The 16,877-nt window shown below is 45.1% G+C and carries 13 protein-coding genes; 2 read left to right on the forward strand and 11 right to left on the reverse strand.

What is annotated here, in order from left to right; genetic code table 11:
* Nucleotides 1–183: hypothetical protein (locus tag D0T51_RS12240; RefSeq protein ID WP_203583370.1), on the forward strand; the 183-nt coding region annotated here is incomplete at its 5' end.
* A gap of 145 nt (nucleotides 184–328) precedes the next feature.
* Here D0T51_RS12240 and D0T51_RS10065 read toward each other — a convergent pair.
* From D0T51_RS10065 to D0T51_RS10095, 7 genes are all read right to left on the reverse strand, one after another.
* Complete coding sequence (locus D0T51_RS10065; protein WP_163728810.1) at nucleotides 329–1,084, reverse strand: LytTR family DNA-binding domain-containing protein; 756 nt, start codon at nucleotides 1,082–1,084, stop codon at nucleotides 329–331.
* Complete coding sequence (locus D0T51_RS10070) at nucleotides 1,081–2,184, reverse strand: histidine kinase (RefSeq protein WP_163728856.1); 1,104 nt, start codon at nucleotides 2,182–2,184, stop codon at nucleotides 1,081–1,083. The genes D0T51_RS10065 and D0T51_RS10070 overlap by 4 nt, the downstream gene beginning before the upstream one ends.
* Nucleotides 2,185–2,256: 72 nt before the next feature.
* On the reverse strand, nucleotides 2,257–3,477 hold the full coding sequence (locus D0T51_RS10075) for an ABC transporter permease (protein ID WP_163728811.1): 1,221 nt from the start codon (nucleotides 3,475–3,477) through the stop codon (nucleotides 2,257–2,259).
* Between the two features lie 112 nt (nucleotides 3,478–3,589).
* Complete coding sequence (locus D0T51_RS10080; RefSeq protein WP_163728816.1) at nucleotides 3,590–4,333, reverse strand: ABC transporter ATP-binding protein; 744 nt, start codon at nucleotides 4,331–4,333, stop codon at nucleotides 3,590–3,592.
* A 9-nt stretch (nucleotides 4,334–4,342) separates the two neighbouring features.
* On the reverse strand, nucleotides 4,343–5,551 hold the full coding sequence (locus D0T51_RS10085) for an efflux RND transporter periplasmic adaptor subunit (RefSeq protein WP_163728819.1): 1,209 nt from the start codon (nucleotides 5,549–5,551) through the stop codon (nucleotides 4,343–4,345).
* Nucleotides 5,552–5,577: 26 nt separating this feature from the next.
* Nucleotides 5,578–6,903, reverse strand: a complete 1,326-nt coding sequence (locus D0T51_RS10090) for a TolC family protein (protein ID WP_163728822.1) — start codon at nucleotides 6,901–6,903, stop codon at nucleotides 5,578–5,580.
* A 228-nt stretch (nucleotides 6,904–7,131) separates the two neighbouring features.
* Nucleotides 7,132–7,647: an RNA polymerase sigma factor gene (locus tag D0T51_RS10095; protein ID WP_163728824.1), complete on the reverse strand. Its 516-nt coding sequence runs from the start codon at nucleotides 7,645–7,647 to the stop codon at nucleotides 7,132–7,134.
* A 399-nt stretch (nucleotides 7,648–8,046) separates the two neighbouring features.
* Here D0T51_RS10095 and pnp point away from each other — a divergent pair, with 399 nt between their 5' ends.
* Nucleotides 8,047–10,263 carry a polyribonucleotide nucleotidyltransferase gene (gene pnp / locus D0T51_RS10100; protein WP_163728829.1) on the forward strand — a complete coding sequence of 739 codons (2,217 nt, stop codon included), beginning with the start codon at nucleotides 8,047–8,049 and terminating at the stop codon, nucleotides 10,261–10,263.
* Between the two features lie 84 nt (nucleotides 10,264–10,347).
* Here the strand turns inward: pnp and D0T51_RS10105 are convergent, their stop codons facing one another.
* The 4 genes from D0T51_RS10105 to D0T51_RS10120 form a co-directional block, all read right to left on the reverse strand.
* Complete coding sequence (locus D0T51_RS10105) at nucleotides 10,348–11,019, reverse strand: DUF2461 domain-containing protein (RefSeq protein WP_163728832.1); 672 nt, start codon at nucleotides 11,017–11,019, stop codon at nucleotides 10,348–10,350.
* Between the two features lie 128 nt (nucleotides 11,020–11,147).
* The gene (locus D0T51_RS10110; RefSeq protein ID WP_163728833.1) at nucleotides 11,148–11,879 is read right to left on the reverse strand and encodes a response regulator transcription factor; all 732 of its coding nucleotides are present in this window, start codon (nucleotides 11,877–11,879) and stop codon (nucleotides 11,148–11,150) included.
* 4 nt (nucleotides 11,880–11,883) lie between these two features.
* Nucleotides 11,884–13,449 (reverse strand): sensor histidine kinase KdpD, encoded by a 1,566-nt coding sequence (locus D0T51_RS10115; RefSeq protein WP_163728836.1) that lies wholly within the window; start codon nucleotides 13,447–13,449, stop codon nucleotides 11,884–11,886.
* A 275-nt stretch (nucleotides 13,450–13,724) separates the two neighbouring features.
* Nucleotides 13,725–16,571, reverse strand: a complete 2,847-nt coding sequence (locus tag D0T51_RS10120) for a TonB-dependent receptor (RefSeq protein ID WP_163728839.1) — start codon at nucleotides 16,569–16,571, stop codon at nucleotides 13,725–13,727.
* Between the last annotated feature and the right edge of the window lie 306 nt (nucleotides 16,572–16,877).

A 16,877-nucleotide genomic window follows, 5' to 3' on the forward strand; every position in this document is an offset into this window, starting at 1 on the left:
AAAATAGGTATATACATTTATAAAGAATTCAAACTGCCCCACCACTGCAAGCAGCGGTCCCCCCCTTCTTCGCCAAGAAGGGGAGCTGAGATAGTGTCGGTTGGTGTATTGGGTATTTGGTACATATTTTATGGAAGCGACGAGGTGAACATGCTTCATGGGATCACGAAGTGGATCAACTGATTCTCCCCTTCCAGGACTGATAGTAAAGGGCTTATTCACATAAAATCCCCAAAGGGGGTTTCTTTTATCTTACAAGTTTCTATCTTACAGGCATCTATTTTAAAGCATCTATCTCACAGGCATCTGAAACAAAAGATAAGGCGGTTTATAGTTTGGGGAGTAGGGCTTTTAGGGTGAGAAAATCGTAGAATTTCTCTTTGTAGCTATCGGATATAGGAATGTATTCTTTGCCGAAAACGATGCGGTTTCGTTCGATCACTTTGATTTTTTCGGGTTGCACAATGAAGGAGCGGTGCACGCGTATGAACCGGCTGGCGGGCAGAAGTTCTTCCATCGCTTTCATGGCCATGAGGGAGAGGATGGGACGGGCTTCGCCTTCGACGTATATTTTCACATAGTCTTTGAGCCCTTCTATGTAGAGGATCTTTTTGAGTTCGACCTGTACCAGTTTATATTCCGTTTTGATAAAGATACTTTCTATCTCTTCATTCTCTTTGTTTGTTTCTTCCATTTTGGGCGGATTCACCGGTGTTTTCCGGATCATTTCATGCCATTTCAACGCCTTATTGGCCGCTTGGAGGAAGTCGGGATAATTGATGGGTTTGAGTAGGTAGTCGAGGGCGTTCACTTTATAGCTATCCAGGGCGTATTGATCGAAGGCGGTAGTGAAGATGATGCGCGTGTCGGTTTGCAGTATGCGGGAGAATTCGAGCCCGGTAAGTTCAGGCATCTGTATATCGAGGAAGAGCAGGTCTACCGGTTCGTCGGTCAATACTGCGAGGGCATCGAGGGCACTGTTGAACTTCCCCTTTAATGCGAGAAAAGGGGTTTTGTTGACATAGCTTTCGAGCAGGCTGACAGCCAGGGGCTCGTCGTCGATGATGGTACAGGTGAGTATCATAGGCCAGCGGTGTTTACGTGTATAGACAAGTACGTACGGTAGTTCTCTCCCTCTTTATGACAATAGAAGGTATGTTTATCGGGGTAGAGCAGGGAGAGTCGCTTCTTCAGGTTAGAGAGTCCGATGCCGGAACCGCTTTTGTCGGAGGTGTTGTCTTTGGGGAAATAGCTGTTCAGTATATCACAGACAATCTGCTTCCCTTCCTGGTGTATATCGATATAGATAAAAGAAGGTTTGTTGTTGCTGACTCCATGTTTGAAGGCATTTTCAATCAAAGAGATACAGAGTAAGGGGGCTATTTGCGTGTGAGGAGCCTCGCAAGAGATGGAAGTATCTAAAGAGGCATGTTGCGGCAAACGTATGCGCATCAGTTCGACGTAGTTGCGGACAAAGTCGAGTTCTTTCTCCAAGGTGACAAAAGGCTGGCTGCTATCGTACATCACATAACGCAGGAGACGGCTTAATTCGTGCACGGCCTCTTGTGCCTTTTCGGGGCTGAAAGCGATCAGACTGTATATGTTATTCAACGTATTGAACAAGAAATGAGGGTTGAGCTGGCTTTTCAGGTTCTGCAACTCGGCTTCGCTCCGGCTTCGTTCCAGTTCTTTCCGCTGGGCTTCGGCGTTGTACCAGCTAGCGGTAGAGCGGAAAGCAACTCCCAAGACGATAGTGAATAGATAGACCATGGAGTTCCAGAAGAAGAAACCGATCCATAAAGAGTTCTTGGGAGGTCTGTTCGGATGTGGATTCCTGAGGGGAGGATCAGGCAATAATTCCATACAGAAATGCACGAGTAATACCATGGTGACGATGATGGAGATATTGATTAATAGGAAGTGCCCCGTTTTCTTTGTAAAGAGATATTTTTGGATGAGGTAAAGATAGTTGCTATAAAAAACAAATATGATGGAGAGCAACATGATAAAGGAACGCAGGTATAGATCCCAGGTGATCACGTGTTCCGACCGGCTGGTGAGGGACATGATTATGGGAAAACCGCATAAGATAGCCCAGGCGATAAGGTGGATGAACCAGCCGTACCTTTTGAAAGAGGGGGCGGCGGTGTTGCCCGTGAGCAGGCTGTTATTGTCTTGAGTCATGTTTTTCATATTCTTCATGATGTAAAGATAATGACTTCATTGAATGGAAGCTGTATTATGGATGTATTTTTCTTATTCATAGCGTATCGCTTCTATCGGATCCAATTGAGCGGCTTTCTTTGCCGGATACCAACCGAAGAAGACCCCGGTGAAGGTGCATACGGCGAAAGAAAGGAAGATAGTCCATACCTGGATGGATATGGGAAAATTGACCAGGAAATTGACCAGGAAGGCTGTGCCGACCCCAAAGAGTACGCCGATCAATCCGCCGGTTACGCTGATGAGTATCGACTCGATGAGGAATTGGGCGAGTATGTCCCTGCCTTTGGCACCGATACTCATGCGCAGGCCTATCTCACGTGTACGTTCTGTGACGGATACGTACATGATATTCATAATACCAATCCCTCCCACAAGAAGGGAAATACCTGCCACAGCCGCGAGTAAAACCGTCATCAAATCCGTTGTTGTTGTCATCATCTTGCTCATTTCCTCCATGGAACGGATGGTAAAGTCATCGTCTGCCGTCGGTTTTAATTTATGGTTGCGGCGCAGTATTTCCGCTATCTCATTGATCGCTTCTTGGGTATATTCTTCTTTGATGGCCGAAGCGTTCATGCCATGCAGATGGGTAATGGCCAGGACTCTCTTTTGAATGGTTGTGTATGGAGCTAAAATAAGATCGTCCTGGTCCATTCCCATACTGTTATATCCTTTGCTTTTTAATATGCCTACTATGCGGAAGGGGATCTTATTGAAACGCACCACCTTGCCGACGGGATTCTCCCCGTTGGGGAAGAGTTCGTCGATGACGGTCTTTCCAACGACGCAGACCTTGGCGGCAGAGGCGATGTCTTGCTGGGTAAACATATCGCCCTCTTCCACGCTGTAGCGGCGGATGTCGAGGTAGTCTTCGTTTACTCCGTAGACGGTGGTCGGTTTGTTGTTTGCTCCGTATATAAGCTGTCCGCTGCTGTTGACCGTAGGAGATACGGCGGCGAGGTAGCGGGTCTCGTTCTTTATGTCTTCGAAGTCGGTGAGCTTGAGAGTCTCCATGGCCGAGGCATTTTGTCGTACTCCTCCCCGCATATCTGCGCCGGGTTGTATCATAATCATATTGGATCCCATCTCACTGATTTGGGATTGTATGCTTTTCTTTGATCCCTGGCCGATGGCGAGCATGGTGATCACAGATGCTACTCCGATGATGATGCCTAACATGGTCAGGAATCCTCGCATTTTATTGTTTGCCAATGCCTTGATGGCTATTTTGAATAAGTTTGTTCCGTTCACGTCGTCAATTATTAATTGTTAATTATTAATTGTTAATTATAGGCTGCTAATTGTCGATTAAGAAAAGACCTTGGAGGTTTTCAATTAACAATTAACCATTAATAATTAACAATTAGTTTTCTTCTTTCGGAAGTCTTGCCAGTTCCTCTGCGGCAGACTGGATGTTGTTGTTTACCGTGTCGCTGATGATGCGTCCGTCTTTGAGTAGGATGTTGCGTCCGCTGTAGAGGGCAATCTCGGGGTTGTGGGTGACGAAGATGATGGTACGTCCTTCTGCATGGAGGCGTTGGAAGAGGACAAGTATATCGTAGCTTGTCCGGGTATCGAGGTTACCTGTAGCCTCGTCGGCGAGAATGACGGCGGGGTCGTTTACTAAGGCACGGGCAATGGCTACGCGTTGCATTTGTCCTCCCGACATTTGGTTGCTCTTATGGTTGAGGCGATCCCCGAGTCCGACGGCCCTGAGTGACTCAATGGCTTTTGTCTTTCGTGCCGAGGCATTGTAGGAGGGATTGTACATGAGGGGGAGTTCTACGTTTTCGATGGCTGTTGTTTTAGCCAATAGGTTATAACTCTGGAAGACGAAACCGATCTTGCGGTTGCGCAAGGTGGCACGGTCGTTTTTACCCATGGTACGGACGGATACCCCATCGAGGTAGTATTCGCCTTTTGTGGGTGTGTCGAGGCAGCCGAGCGTGTTTAAGAGTGTACTCTTGCCGGAGCCGGAGGTACCCATGATGGTCACAAACTCCCCTTCGCTGATCGTGAAAGAAATATCTCGCAAGGCATGCACAATCTCTTCTCCGACATGGAAATCACGGGTGATATGATCGAGTTTGATAATCTCTTTTGCCATTGTATTTTTTTATTTACTGTTTGTGCTTTTGTTGTTGCGGTTGCCTCCCGGGGGAGTGGGCATGAAAGGGCTTCGCTCGGTTGTTGCGGTGGCAACAGAAGAGCCGTTGGATATGAGTTCGACGACAACTTCTTCTCCTTCGGATAGACCGTCGATGACCTCTGTCATCAGACCGCTGACAGCACCGATAGTGATGAATTTAGGCTGAAGTACGCTTCCTTCTCTCTTCCAGACAAGCTTTTTCCCTGCTGGCAGGTCGATGGGAGTGTCGGAGAGGGAGAGATTGAGGGCTTGCAGTTGTGTCTCTTCCGGGATAAAGCGAAGGGCTTTGGAAGGGATTGTCAGGACGTCGGGGCGTTCGAGGGTATAGATTGTGACGTTGGCGGTGAGTCCGGGTTTGAGCTTGAGGTCGGGGTTGTAGGCGCTGATCACTACCTCGTAGGTGACTACATTGGAAGTGGTGGTTGCTTCGAGCCGTACCTGGGTTACTTTCCCTTCGAAGAAATCTTCGGGATAGGCGTCTACTTCGAATCGTACATTTTGTCCTTCGGTCACCTGGCCTATGTCAGCTTCATCTACATCGGCAATGACGCGCATCTGGGTCAGGTCGTTGGCGATGGTAAACAGGGTAGGGGTACTGAATCCTGCAGCAACCGTTTGCCCTTCCTCCACGGCCCGGTTGATAACGACGCCGTCAATGGGACTTGTGATGGTGGCATATTCGAGGTTGCGGCGTACCTTGGTCATGTCCGAACGCAGGCGGTCGTAACTGTTTTTGGCCTTTTCGTAATTGTAGGTCGCTGTTTCGAACTCGGTTTCGCTGATGAGATTCTTTTGATGCAATAGTTTGTTTCTGTTGTAATTCTTTTCCTGATACTCAAATTCTGTTTGGCTGCTGGCGAGCTCTGCTTCTTTGGATAACATCTCGGCCTGGAGATTGACTTTGTCCATCTCAGCGAGGAGTTGCCCTTTGTTTACTACGCTGTTGTAGTCTACGTATATCTTGTCGATGATACCCGATACCTGGGTGCCTACTTCTACCTTTATGACGGGCTCAACTGTGCCTGTGGCTGTCACTGTTTGACTGATCAAGATACGTCCGGCAGGGGCGGTTTCCAGTTTCATTGCCTTAGAGGATGCTTTGCCTTTCAACAGGGGTATGCAGAGCAGGGCTACTATTACCGCGGCTATACTGATGATCCATGTTTTTCTTTTCATATATTTTTGATTGTGTTTGTGACTGATTAATGTGAGGAAGTGAATACCTGAATGGGGTATTTCTGATAGATGTTCAATAGCTGAATACTCATGACGGCCATGTATTTGCATTGCAGCAGTTCCTGTTGGGCAATGAGGAGGTTGTTCTTCTCCGTGAGCATCTCTAAAGTATTCTTCATACCGAGGAAGAATTGCTCTTCGGTGAGTGTATAACTTTCTTTTACGTATTTGAGGCGTTCTGCTGCCGAGAGATATTGTGTTTGCGCCGAAGTGGCATCGAGATAAATGCCTTCCACGGTTTTTAAGAGGTTTTTTTGCGCGTTGATGAGATCAAGCTGACTGATGGTTTGGGCGTACTTGGCTTTGTTTACAGCAGTCTTGTTCTCTCTGTTGCTGAACAATGGGATGCTGAGGGTGAGCCCGAGGCTTTCGTTGAACTTATTCCATAATTGGCTGCCGAAAGTATAGTTGGTACCGGAAAGATGCCCCGTGCCTATTCCTGCATTCATCGAGAGAGTGGGGAGGTAGCCTGCTTGGGCCTTCTTCGTTTCGAGTGCTGCTTTGTCAATGGCGAGCGCACTGCTTCTTATCTCAGGCATGACGGAGAGGGAGGTGGCGTAGATAACATCCTTGGAAGGAAGAGGAGTCAGTACTTCATCATCGGTTAGTGTCATCTCCACCAACTCCATTTCTTCCAGGATATCCAATTCAAGCAATTGCTTGAGTTGTAGTTTGTAATTGTCGAGGTTCTTTTGAGCAACGACGAGTTGGTACTTGTCGGTACTGTACTGGCTCTCCATCTGTGCGAAATCGACGGAGGAGATGGAACCCGCCTGCAACAGCTGCTCTGCGCGGTCTCTTTGTGCCTGTGAAACCTTTACGGTCTGGGCATTGATGCGGACCGACTCCGTGGCGTACATCACTTGCAGGTAGGTTTGTACCAGGGCTATGCGGATATCGTCTTCGTTCTGCTCGATGTTGAGTGCGTCGACCTGGTTTTGTATCTCCTGCTGTTTGATGGTGTTCGAACGGCGTCCGCCATCAAAAAAGGTCCAGTTTGCATGTATACTGTAATTGCCACTGTAACTGGTGTTCTTCTCTACCTCGTTGGAAGGGTAGTTGACCAATCCTTGTGTGACGGAGGCTGAGAGAGAAGGGAACATTTGTGCCTTGGCCCGTTGGGTTTCTTCCTGCCCGGATAAGAGGTTGATCTTGCTTTTCTTTACCTGGATGTTATATTGTAAAGCATATGCAAGACAATCCTGTAAGGTCCATGGCGCCGGCTTCTCCTGGGCAATTGTGCCGCATGGCAGAAGCAAAATAAGAAATACGATAACTGTGAACTGTTTCATAACCTAAACTATCTTTTTGCACTTAAATACGGAAGCAAAGCTACAGGAGGAAAGAAGGCGTTGCAAATGAAATCGCTGTGAGAAAAGAATGTATAGACGAAAGGGGGACTTTTGTCGACGAATGAGGCGGATAAAAAAGCCGATCCCTCTTTCTTGCCTGTCGGGCGAAGGGAGGGATCGGCTGGTTTGTGACAGCCCCTGAAAGGGGTATATAGGGTCGGTTATTGACTAATCGAAATGATAGTGAAACTCTTTCAAGGCTTTTTGTAATTCCTGACGGGCAAAGAAAATACGACTCTTTACCGTGCCTAAGGGGATATTGATTTGTTCTGCAATCTCGTTGTATTTGTATCCGCTGAGGTAGAGGGAGAAGGGTATTCTCAAGTCATTGTTCAGGGCTTCGATGGCTTTGTTTATCTCTTTCAAATTGTACGAACCATCGGGGGAGTTGAAGCCGGACTCGTTGATCACTTCCAGGTTGTATAGGTCGGCATTTTTGTCGACAAGAGTCTGGTGACGGACTACTTTATGGTAGTTATTGATAAAGATATTCCGCATGACGGTTAATACCCATCCTTTGAAGTTTACATTGTCTACAAACTTCTCCTGATTATCCAACACTTTCAGGGTGGTATCCTGTAATAAATCTTGTGCATCTTCGCGGTTCGCGGTGAGCATCAAGGCGAAGTTCATCATGTTCTCTTGCAAACCGATTAAACTCTTCTGAAACTGCATTGTGTTCATAATCTATTGTTTTAAATATTCTACAACCTTTGTTCTTCTTATCGCTAAACGATGAGTAAAAGTAGGAGGGTAAAACGATATAAAAAGGATTATAAACAACTATTTCAATAAAAAGAAAGGCTGTTGGTAAATAATTGATAAATGGGTGAAAAATGAACGGAAAATACAAGTTGTTCAAGTTGGATATCTTAATTTATACAACATCCTTATCAATAAATACAACTAAAATGGAGGCTTGGGGTATAAAGATTCTTTTACTCCTGCGAAATAAAATCCGCTCCTGGCGAGCAAAAAAGAAGGGTGAACTGTTATTTTCTTTTCATTTTCATACGTTTAGCTCTAAAGTTTAATTACCTTTGCGTAGATTTTTAAAGAGATAAAATAATAAGAAAGAAGATTATGCTCAATCCAATTGACAAGACGATCGATTTAGGTGATGGAAGAAGTATCACCATCGAGACCGGGAAATTGGCTAAACAGGCGGACGGTTCAGTGACCGTGCGTATGAACAACACCGTGTTGCTCGCTACTGTTACAGCCGCAAAAGATGCCAATCCCGGCGTGGATTTTATGCCACTACAAGTAGAGTACAAAGAAAAATTCTCGGCATTCGGCCGGTTTCCAGGTGGTTTCACAAAAAGAGAAGGAAGAGCTTCAGACTACGAAATCCTGACCTGCCGTTTGGTAGACCGTGCGTTACGCCCGCTTTTCCCTGACAATTATCATGCAGAAGTATTTGTAAATATCATATTATTCTCCTCGGATGGCGAAGATATGCCGGATGCGTTGGCCGGATTGGCTGCATCGGCTGCATTGGCTGTTTCCGATATCCCTTTCAACGGACCGATCTCGGAAGTACGTGTGGCACGTATTGATGGTAAATTCGTGATTAATCCGACATTCGCTGAATTGGAAAAAGCGGATATGGACATCATGGTTGCTGCCACAATGGATAACATCATGATGGTGGAAGGTGAGATGGATGAAGTACAGGAATCGGATATGCTTGAGGCTATTAAAGTAGCTCACGAAGCGATCAAGGTACAATGCCAGGCTCAGATCGAACTTACCGAAGCGGTAGGCAAGACGGTTAAACGGGAATATGACCACGAGATAAACGACGAAGAACTGCGTAAGGATGTACGCGACAATTGTTTCGATAAGGTATATGCTGTGGCTGTTGCAGGACAGGATAAACATACCCGTGCCGATGCCTTCAAGGCAATTGTAACGGAATATAAAGAAAAATATACGGAAGAAGAACTGGCTGAGAAAGCAGATATGATCGGCCGTTATTACCACGATGTAGAAAAAGAAGCCATGCGTCGGGCTATTCTGGACGAAGGTAAACGCTTGGATGGCCGTAAGACTACGGAGATCCGTCCGATCTGGATCGAAACAGATTACCTGCCTTTCCCGCATGGATCGGCTGTCTTTACACGGGGTGAGACACAGTCGTTGACAACTGTTACACTGGGTACTAAGTCGGATGAGAAAATGATCGACGATGTATTGAACCATGGAAAAGAACGTTTCCTTTTACATTATAACTTCCCTCCCTTCTCTACTGGAGAAGCTAGACCTCAACGTGGGGTAGGCCGTCGGGAGATCGGTCACGGAAACCTGGCACATCGTGCGTTGAAACGTATGATCCCTACGGATTATCCTTACGTGGTACGTGTCGTTTCTGATATATTGGAATCGAATGGTTCCTCTTCGATGGCTACCGTATGTGCCGGTACATTGGCATTGATGGATGCAGGGGTAACGATCAAAAAACCGGTATCAGGTATCGCCATGGGACTTATCTCTGAGAACAAAGGAAAGAACTATGCAATCCTTTCCGATATCCTGGGTGATGAAGACCACTTGGGAGATATGGACTTCAAGGTTACCGGAACAAAAGACGGTATCACGGCTACGCAGATGGACATCAAGGTAGACGGTTTGTCGTACGAAATATTGGAGAACGCTTTGGCACAGGCTAAAGAAGGACGTATGCATATCCTGGGTAAGATCACAGATGCTCTGTCCGAACCACGTGCCGACCTGAAACCGCATGCTCCACGTATCGAGACAATGACAATCGGTAAAGAATTTATCGGTGCAGTAATCGGCCCGGGTGGAAAGATCATCCAGGGTATTCAAGAAAAGACTGGCGCTGTCATTACGATTGAAGAAGTAGACGGTATGGGTAGAATTGAGGTGTCAGGAACAAATAAAGACACGATTGATGCAGCTCTGCGCGCTATCAAAGGTATTGTGGCTGTTCCGGAGATCGGAGAGGTATACGAAGGAAAGATTTCTTCTGTTATGCCTTACGGTGCCTTTGTTGAGTTTATGCCGGGAAAAGACGGACTCTTGCATATCTCTGAGATCGACTGGAAACGGTTGGAAACAGTTGAGCAAGCAGGTCTGCAGGAAGGCGACACGATCCAGGTGAAACTGGTGGATGTAGATCCTAAAACAGGTAAGTTCAAACTCTCTCGTAAGGTGTTAATGCCTAAACCGGAAGGATATGAAGAACGTGCTCCACGTACGGATAGAGGTCCACGTCCGGAACGCAGTGACCGGGGTCCGAGAAACAATAACGACCGGGGTCCGAGAAGAGACTAAGCATTCGAATTTGTCCACCTAGGACAAAAGAATAATCATAAAAAAGAGGCTGTCCCAAATCTATTTTGAGACAGCCTCTTTTTATTATATCCGCCCCAGGTATGTATCCACCGTATAATTGAGGAAACGGTTGAATACCTGCAACTTTTTATAATCTTCTACCGCTTTGTCCATCCAGTTTTTCTGTAAAAAGAAACTGTCTGGCCGGTTGGAGATTACACTGAAGTCTTTGTGTTTGAGGATATGCCCATAGGGTGAGTCGGCCGGGAAGCCCACCGGCATACGGGTGAGTACATCCCCTTCCAAAGTAGGGAACGCCTTTTTGAAAGAAGGGTCTTCCAATATGGCTGTAAACTCGTCGATCTGGTCGTATATATCCTGTCTGAGCATTTTCAATAATTTGGACGGTGGCATCCATATGCCTCCGGACAGGAGGCAGTTGTCCGGTTCTAGATGGAAGTAGTAACCGGCGTATTCGCTGTTTCTCCCCCCTTTGGCTATATAAGCGGCGAAATGGGTTTTATAAGGGAGTTTGTTGGGCGAAAAACGAATGTCGCGGTAGATGCGGAACAGGCAGTTCTTGGCTTCCAAACCTTTTATCTCCGGGTCAAAAACGGATATCTTGTCGATAAGCTCTTGCACAACGGATGTAAAGGATTTGCGCAATACCTCGTAACGTTCTTTGTTTTCCTGAAACCAGGGGCGGTTGTTGTTCTCGCGTAATTCGCGAAGAAATTGGATTATTTCAGCATTCATATTGATTTTGTTTGAAACACAAACGTACAAATAAATGTTGAATTATGGAGGAAAGGAGAGGGAAGGAAAGAAAGAGGCTGCCCCTTATAGTAGGAACAGCCTCTGGTTTTATCTTGTTCTTTCTGTTTTTAAAGAACCTGTATGCCTTCTTCGCGTATCTGATCTTCTCCGGAAGGAGTAATCAGTTTGTAACCTTTGCCGTGGATATTGATGATTTCGATTCCCTGATCATCTTTCAATAACTTACGTAATTTGGTGATATATACGTCCATGCTGCGTGCATTGAAGTAATTATCATCTACCCAGATCGTTTTCAGGGCATAGTTACGTTCCAGTATTTCGTTGGCATGTGCACATAATAAACTAAGCAATTCACATTCTTTGGTGGTCAGTTTGGTTACCTTATCACCGATAGTCAATGTTTGTTTTTGCGTATCGAAAAGGAAATCACCTAATTTGTAGAAAGGTATATCTTTCATTTTCTTGCCTTTCACGCGACGCAAGATCGCTTCGATACGAAGCAATAATTCTTCCATGCTGAAAGGTTTTGTCAAATAATCATCCGCACCGATTTTGAATCCTTCCAAAATATCATCCTTCATGGTTTTGGCCGTCAGGAAGATAATGGGTATATCCGGGTTGATCGAACGGATCTCCTGTGCCAGTGTAAAACCGTCTTTTTTAGGCATCATCACGTCCAATACGCAAAGATCGTATTTGCCTTTGGTGAATCCTTTGTATCCGGCTTCTCCATCGGTGAAAAGATCTGTAACAAACCCTTTTGCCTGCAAGTATTCTCTTAGCAGCATCCCTAAATTTTCGTCGTCTTCGCAAAAGAAGATTTTAATTTTTTCTTCCATAAGTCTAACTTTTTATAAGAGGTAAAGTAATAATAAATTTTGTCCCTATATTTCCGGATCCGTTTTCCGCACGAATCGTGCCTTTGTGATCCTCTACTATTTTCCGTACGTAAGCAAGGCCTAATCCGAATCCTTTTACGTCGTGTACATTTCCAGTGGGTATGCGATAGAAGCGGTCAAACACTTTTTTAAGGTGTTCTTTCTTGATACCGATACCATTATCTTCGACGGAAATCAATAGTTTCCCGTTATCATTCCATGTGCATGCCATGAGTTTGAGCGGCACGTCCTGTTGACGGTATTTGACTGCATTGTCCATTAGGTTAAACAATACATTGGTGATATGCATCTCGTCTGCATAGATCGTGGATTCTTCTGCATTCAGATCGATATCCAGTGTCCCGCCATATTTTTCGACCTTCAACACAAAGGTGTTGGCGATGCCGGCTACCAGGTCGTTGGCATCCATCTCTTTCAGTTTGAGTGTTGCCCGCTGTCTCTCGAATAAGGACATCTGTAACACTTTTTCTACCAGGAATCCCAGGCGTTTGGTTTCATCGTTTATAACCCCGGAGATATGTTTGAATACATCCGGACTTTTGTTTATATCCGTATCTTTTAGCATTTGTGAGGCCAGGGAGATGGTGGATACCGGGGTCTTCAACTCGTGGGTCATATTGTTGATAAAGTCGTTTTTCATTTCCGATAGTTTCTTCTGACGGAAGATGATATACAATGTGAAAGTAAATGTGACGAGCAAAATCAACGAGAATATAATGGAGGGTACAATGAATGTAATCTCATTATATATATAATCTCTTTTTGCCGGAAAATATACCTTCAGGTAATTCTGCCGGGAAGGAGGGTCGTTCGGGAAAAGGACCTCCGTAGTCATATCGGAAGCGCGGTATTGCCGCTGCAATTCTCCGTTCTGATAGACTGTATTTCCGTCTTTGTTGACGACCATAAAGATGTACGGCAAACTCAATCCGTTGTTTACAAATTCGGTTTTTAACTGCGTATTCAACTTCTTAAAGTCAATCCTTTCTTCTATGGGTTTCAGGCTTGCACTTGCTGAATAAAGCATGTCGGTAAGCACGGTGCGCAGCAATTCCTCCTGGTATAAATAACGTCTGCGCAATGTCTTTTGAAGGTCTTTGGAGGCTGTGATGATACTGTGCTTGGTTTGCTGGTTGGAAATGGATATGGGGCCGTCAATGTTTGAGCCGCTTATGTTGGTGCTAAACTCAAATTGAATGTCTCCGTTTTTATCTTTTATCTCAAATTGAAGTTTGCTGTTGTTTATAACTTCATTCAGACTTTTTGCTCCGGGCGTATGTTGATAGATGAAATTCAATTCTTCCCGCTCCATGTCTTCTTCCAGGTAACGGCGTGTTTCCTCCAGTTCCAGGTTCCGGGCAACCTGGTGCAGGCTCTTCTTCACTGTTTCGTTGAATTGCTCACTCCGGGTTTTTACTATAATGCTTACATAGCTTACTTGTAAATAAAGCAAACAGGCGAAGGCAGATAGCATCACTGCCGTAAGTAACCAAATAGTCGATTTCCTCATATTTTACCAACTCTCTAATAAAGTAACAAAATTCGCTCCTTTTAGTTTAATATTTACACAAAAAAAGTAAAAATAGCAGGGTTGAATTGTTAATTATACTTTGTTTGGTAATAGTTGTAATGAATGAAATAACCTGAAAAATAAGCGTTTAATCACATTCTTTATGCGTTTATCTGTATAATTCTTGTAAAACTAAATAATTCCTGTCATTAAAAGATGAAAACACCCGGCAGCAGGAATGTGCCGGGTGTTCGTTTTTTTCTGTTTTTTATCCTTTAAAAAAAGGCGTTAGGAGGACCTCCTGCTCCGCGGAAACCTCCGCGACTTCTGTTTTGTACATCGTTCATATTGGCGCCTCCTTTGAAAATGCTGAAGCGGTAGATGAAATGTACCATGAAATAACTACTCAATGTATTGTATTCAGAGTCTCTGGTATAGTTTGCGGTGATTGACCGTGAAATATTACTGCGTTGTTGCAGTATATCATAGATCTTGATACGCAGCGTAGCCTGGTTGCCTTTCAAGAATGATTTGGAAGCGGATGCATTCCATAATACCTCGTTCAGTTCGAATCCATCGGTATAACCTGAGTTAGTCGACCAGTTGACATCACTCTCTATCTTGATGTTTGCCGGCAGGTAAAGGGTGGTACGCCCTCCCAGGGTGTAATTGAAAATATCCTGGTTATTATCTGCCTCTGCCGTATTACGGGTTTTTCTGTATTGTATGCTTCCGTTGATTCCCAAGTCGATATAGGTAGAGCGGAAATCAAATCCGGCACGTTCCATAAAGAGTAAGTCCGTATTTTTGTTTTTCGTATCTACGATGATCTCTTGTCCCAGGCCATCCAGCTCTTTGTCTCCGATAATTGTGTTGCTCTTCGAATAGGTAGCTCTGGACATGGAGTTGAAAGTAAACTTCCTGTTTTTCAACGGCGTATTTATCATAACCATGGCACTTCCGTTGTAATTGCCGTTGATGTTTTTATACGTCGTCGTTCTTTTCCCTGTATTGTCGTTCTCGTTGATAACGTATCCGATGATATCGTTTACCGTATATTGCCCGTTAAGCATTGTCCGCAGGGCAAACTGGCTTTGGGGTTTGAATGTTTGGTAGGTTAAGAACAGGCTGTTATTGTAACGCGGTTTCAAATCAGGATTACCGATAACGACATTCTTTGGGTTAGAGTAGTCGGCAACCGGTTGTAACTGTTCAACAGACGGCTGGCTGGTACGCCCGTTGTAATCGATGCGTAAATTACTCTGTTTACTGAAATTGTACCGGAACTGAGCCGTAGGAGAGAAGTTTACTACATTTTGTTTTACATTAGACAGTATGCTGTCGCCTATAAAGTTTTTACTGGTGCTGTTCGAAGGGTCTACATTGAACCCGATGGTGTAATTGAATTTCTCGCGAATGGACTTGAAAGAAACGCTGGCTCGTTGGTTGAGGAAGTCATTTCTGTAGTTTTGCGTCTGCGTACTATCTATTACGGTATACTGACCGTTCTTGTCCGGTTTGTATACGTTCTTTAATGACTCCTGCTGTTGACTGTTTATATTGTATGTCAATTGGATGAAATTATTTCTTCCAAGCGGTTCTACCCAGGATACGTAGGCGCGGTAATTATACCCCTTGATGTCGTTCCGTATTTTCTCGTCACGCAGTTCGTCTTCTTTCAGGCTGTAAAAGGTTTCGACATCGTTTTTGCCATTTTGGTATTTGTCGTTCAATCCTCCGGAGATAGAGGCACTGAATATACGTCCTTCGTCATTCAGCTTCCGGCTGAATTCAAGGCGACCGTCCACGTTGTATCCTTCTCCTGAGTAGAAAGTCGTTTGTTTTTCAATGCTGATCGTATCTCTGTCGATATCCATCTCTGTCGAATGACTGTTGCTTCTTTGTTCGTTTTTGCTGTAGCTGAAGTTCGGACGGAACAGGAGCGTCGTTTTGTCATCGGGTTTCCATTCCAAGCGGAAGTTGGCTCCCACATTGTCGCTTTTGTTGTTGCGAAAGCTGGAGCTGTTTTCATACATGGTCTCCTGCTGTATGTTTTGTTGGCTTGTTAGGGTATTGGCTTCATTGTCTGAATGAGAGAAGCGCGCATTCCCACTTAAGGTCAGCTTTTTATTGAACTCTTTGCTGAAGTCGAAGCCGATATTTCCGGAAGAGGTGATCCCATTGCCTCCGCCAAAGGAGCCACTGCCTCCGCGACCACGGCCACCACCGCCGCCCATGCCTTGGAACATGCTTCCTCCCATGTCGGAAAAGCCCATATTGTTGGTGTTGTTTAAGCCCCCTAAAAGGGTGTAACGGTCGTTGTTTACCATGCGGTTAAGCATCATATTCCCTTCGTAACGGTCTTTGCTGCCGTAACCGGCATAGGCGTTGCCTACCCAGCCTTCTTTCATACCGGGTTTGATCGTCAGGTTGATAACGGCTTCTTCGTCTCCGTCATCAAATCCGGTCAACCGCGCCATTTCGCTGAGTCGGTCCAATACCTGCACCTTGTCAATCATATTGGATGGTAGATTCTTGGAGGCTACTTTCGGGTCGTCCGAGAAGAACTCCTTGCCGTCGACAAGTACCTTCTTGATCTCTTTGCCGTTTACCGTGACCTTGCCTTCTTCGTCGACTTCTACACCGGGCATCTTCTTCAATAGGTCTTCCAACATGGAGCCTTCGGTGACTTTGTAGGAGTCGGCGTTATACTCTATGGTGTCGTTGCGCACAGTGACCTCCGGGGCTTTCCCCATAACAACGGCTTCGCTCAATAGAATGGCGCCGTCGCTTAACTCCATCTTGCCTATGTTTACAGGGTGGGTGTTCCCCGTAATATTCAAAGGTTGGTATAAAGGATCGTAACCTATAAAACTAATGTGTAATAGGTAATTCCCCGGTGGCACACTTTTTAATGTGAAATTACCATTTTGTTCACTGGCAACTCCGCCAATAAAGGTACTGTCTTTTACACTCAATAACCGAACGGTCGCTTGTTCGACCGGAGTGCTTGTCCCCTGCTCAACGACTGTTCCTTTAATGTCTACTTTCTTCCGTTGGGCTACAGCCGACAGAGAGGAAAAAAACAAAATCAACAACAATAAAAATCTTCCCGCTTTCATAAATTTTAAAACATCTTTGATTTACGTACGAGAGGATAGACAGCCGAAGAGGCGTTAAGTTTAATAAAGGAAGAGGTGTTTTACGTTTATTAACATATTGTCTCCTAAGCGGTGTCAATAAAAGTTATCCGGAATCCTGCATTTTTCGTGTCCTCTGTGTTTTATTTCATAATAAATTACTTTTGAGCCAGCCCCGAGGCATAATTAATGGAATAGAGAGAGACGAAGGGGGGCAACCCTTTCGGGAGAAGTCCTTTTTTATAGAGTATATTCTGTTGCCGATGGGCATCGGCAACATTGACGATG

Origin of the sequence: Parabacteroides sp. 52 (assembly GCF_010500925.1) — a bacterium.
In the GTDB taxonomy this organism is placed as follows: domain Bacteria; phylum Bacteroidota; class Bacteroidia; order Bacteroidales; family Tannerellaceae; genus QVMG01.

What these genes read in the sequence shown, in the direction of transcription:
- D0T51_RS10115 (WP_163728836.1), bottom strand. Translation starts at nt 13,449, where the DNA reads ATGAGGAAATCGACTATTTGGTTACTTACGGCAGTGATGCTATCTGCC.
- D0T51_RS10110 (WP_163728833.1), bottom strand. Translation starts at nt 11,879, where the DNA reads ATGGAAGAAAAAATTAAAATCTTCTTTTGCGAAGACGACGAAAATTTA.
- D0T51_RS10065 (WP_163728810.1), bottom strand. Translation starts at nt 1,084, where the DNA reads ATGATACTCACCTGTACCATCATCGACGACGAGCCCCTGGCTGTCAGC.
- D0T51_RS10105 (WP_163728832.1), bottom strand. Translation starts at nt 11,019, where the DNA reads ATGAATGCTGAAATAATCCAATTTCTTCGCGAATTACGCGAGAACAAC.
- D0T51_RS10080 (WP_163728816.1), bottom strand. Translation starts at nt 4,333, where the DNA reads ATGGCAAAAGAGATTATCAAACTCGATCATATCACCCGTGATTTCCAT.
- pnp (WP_163728829.1), top strand. Translation starts at nt 8,047, where the DNA reads ATGCTCAATCCAATTGACAAGACGATCGATTTAGGTGATGGAAGAAGT.
- D0T51_RS10120 (WP_163728839.1), bottom strand. Translation starts at nt 16,571, where the DNA reads ATGAAAGCGGGAAGATTTTTATTGTTGTTGATTTTGTTTTTTTCCTCT.
- D0T51_RS10090 (WP_163728822.1), bottom strand. Translation starts at nt 6,903, where the DNA reads ATGAAACAGTTCACAGTTATCGTATTTCTTATTTTGCTTCTGCCATGC.
- D0T51_RS10070 (WP_163728856.1), bottom strand. Translation starts at nt 2,184, where the DNA reads ATGACTCAAGACAATAACAGCCTGCTCACGGGCAACACCGCCGCCCCC.
- D0T51_RS10085 (WP_163728819.1), bottom strand. Translation starts at nt 5,551, where the DNA reads ATGAAAAGAAAAACATGGATCATCAGTATAGCCGCGGTAATAGTAGCC.
- D0T51_RS10095 (WP_163728824.1), bottom strand. Translation starts at nt 7,647, where the DNA reads ATGAACACAATGCAGTTTCAGAAGAGTTTAATCGGTTTGCAAGAGAAC.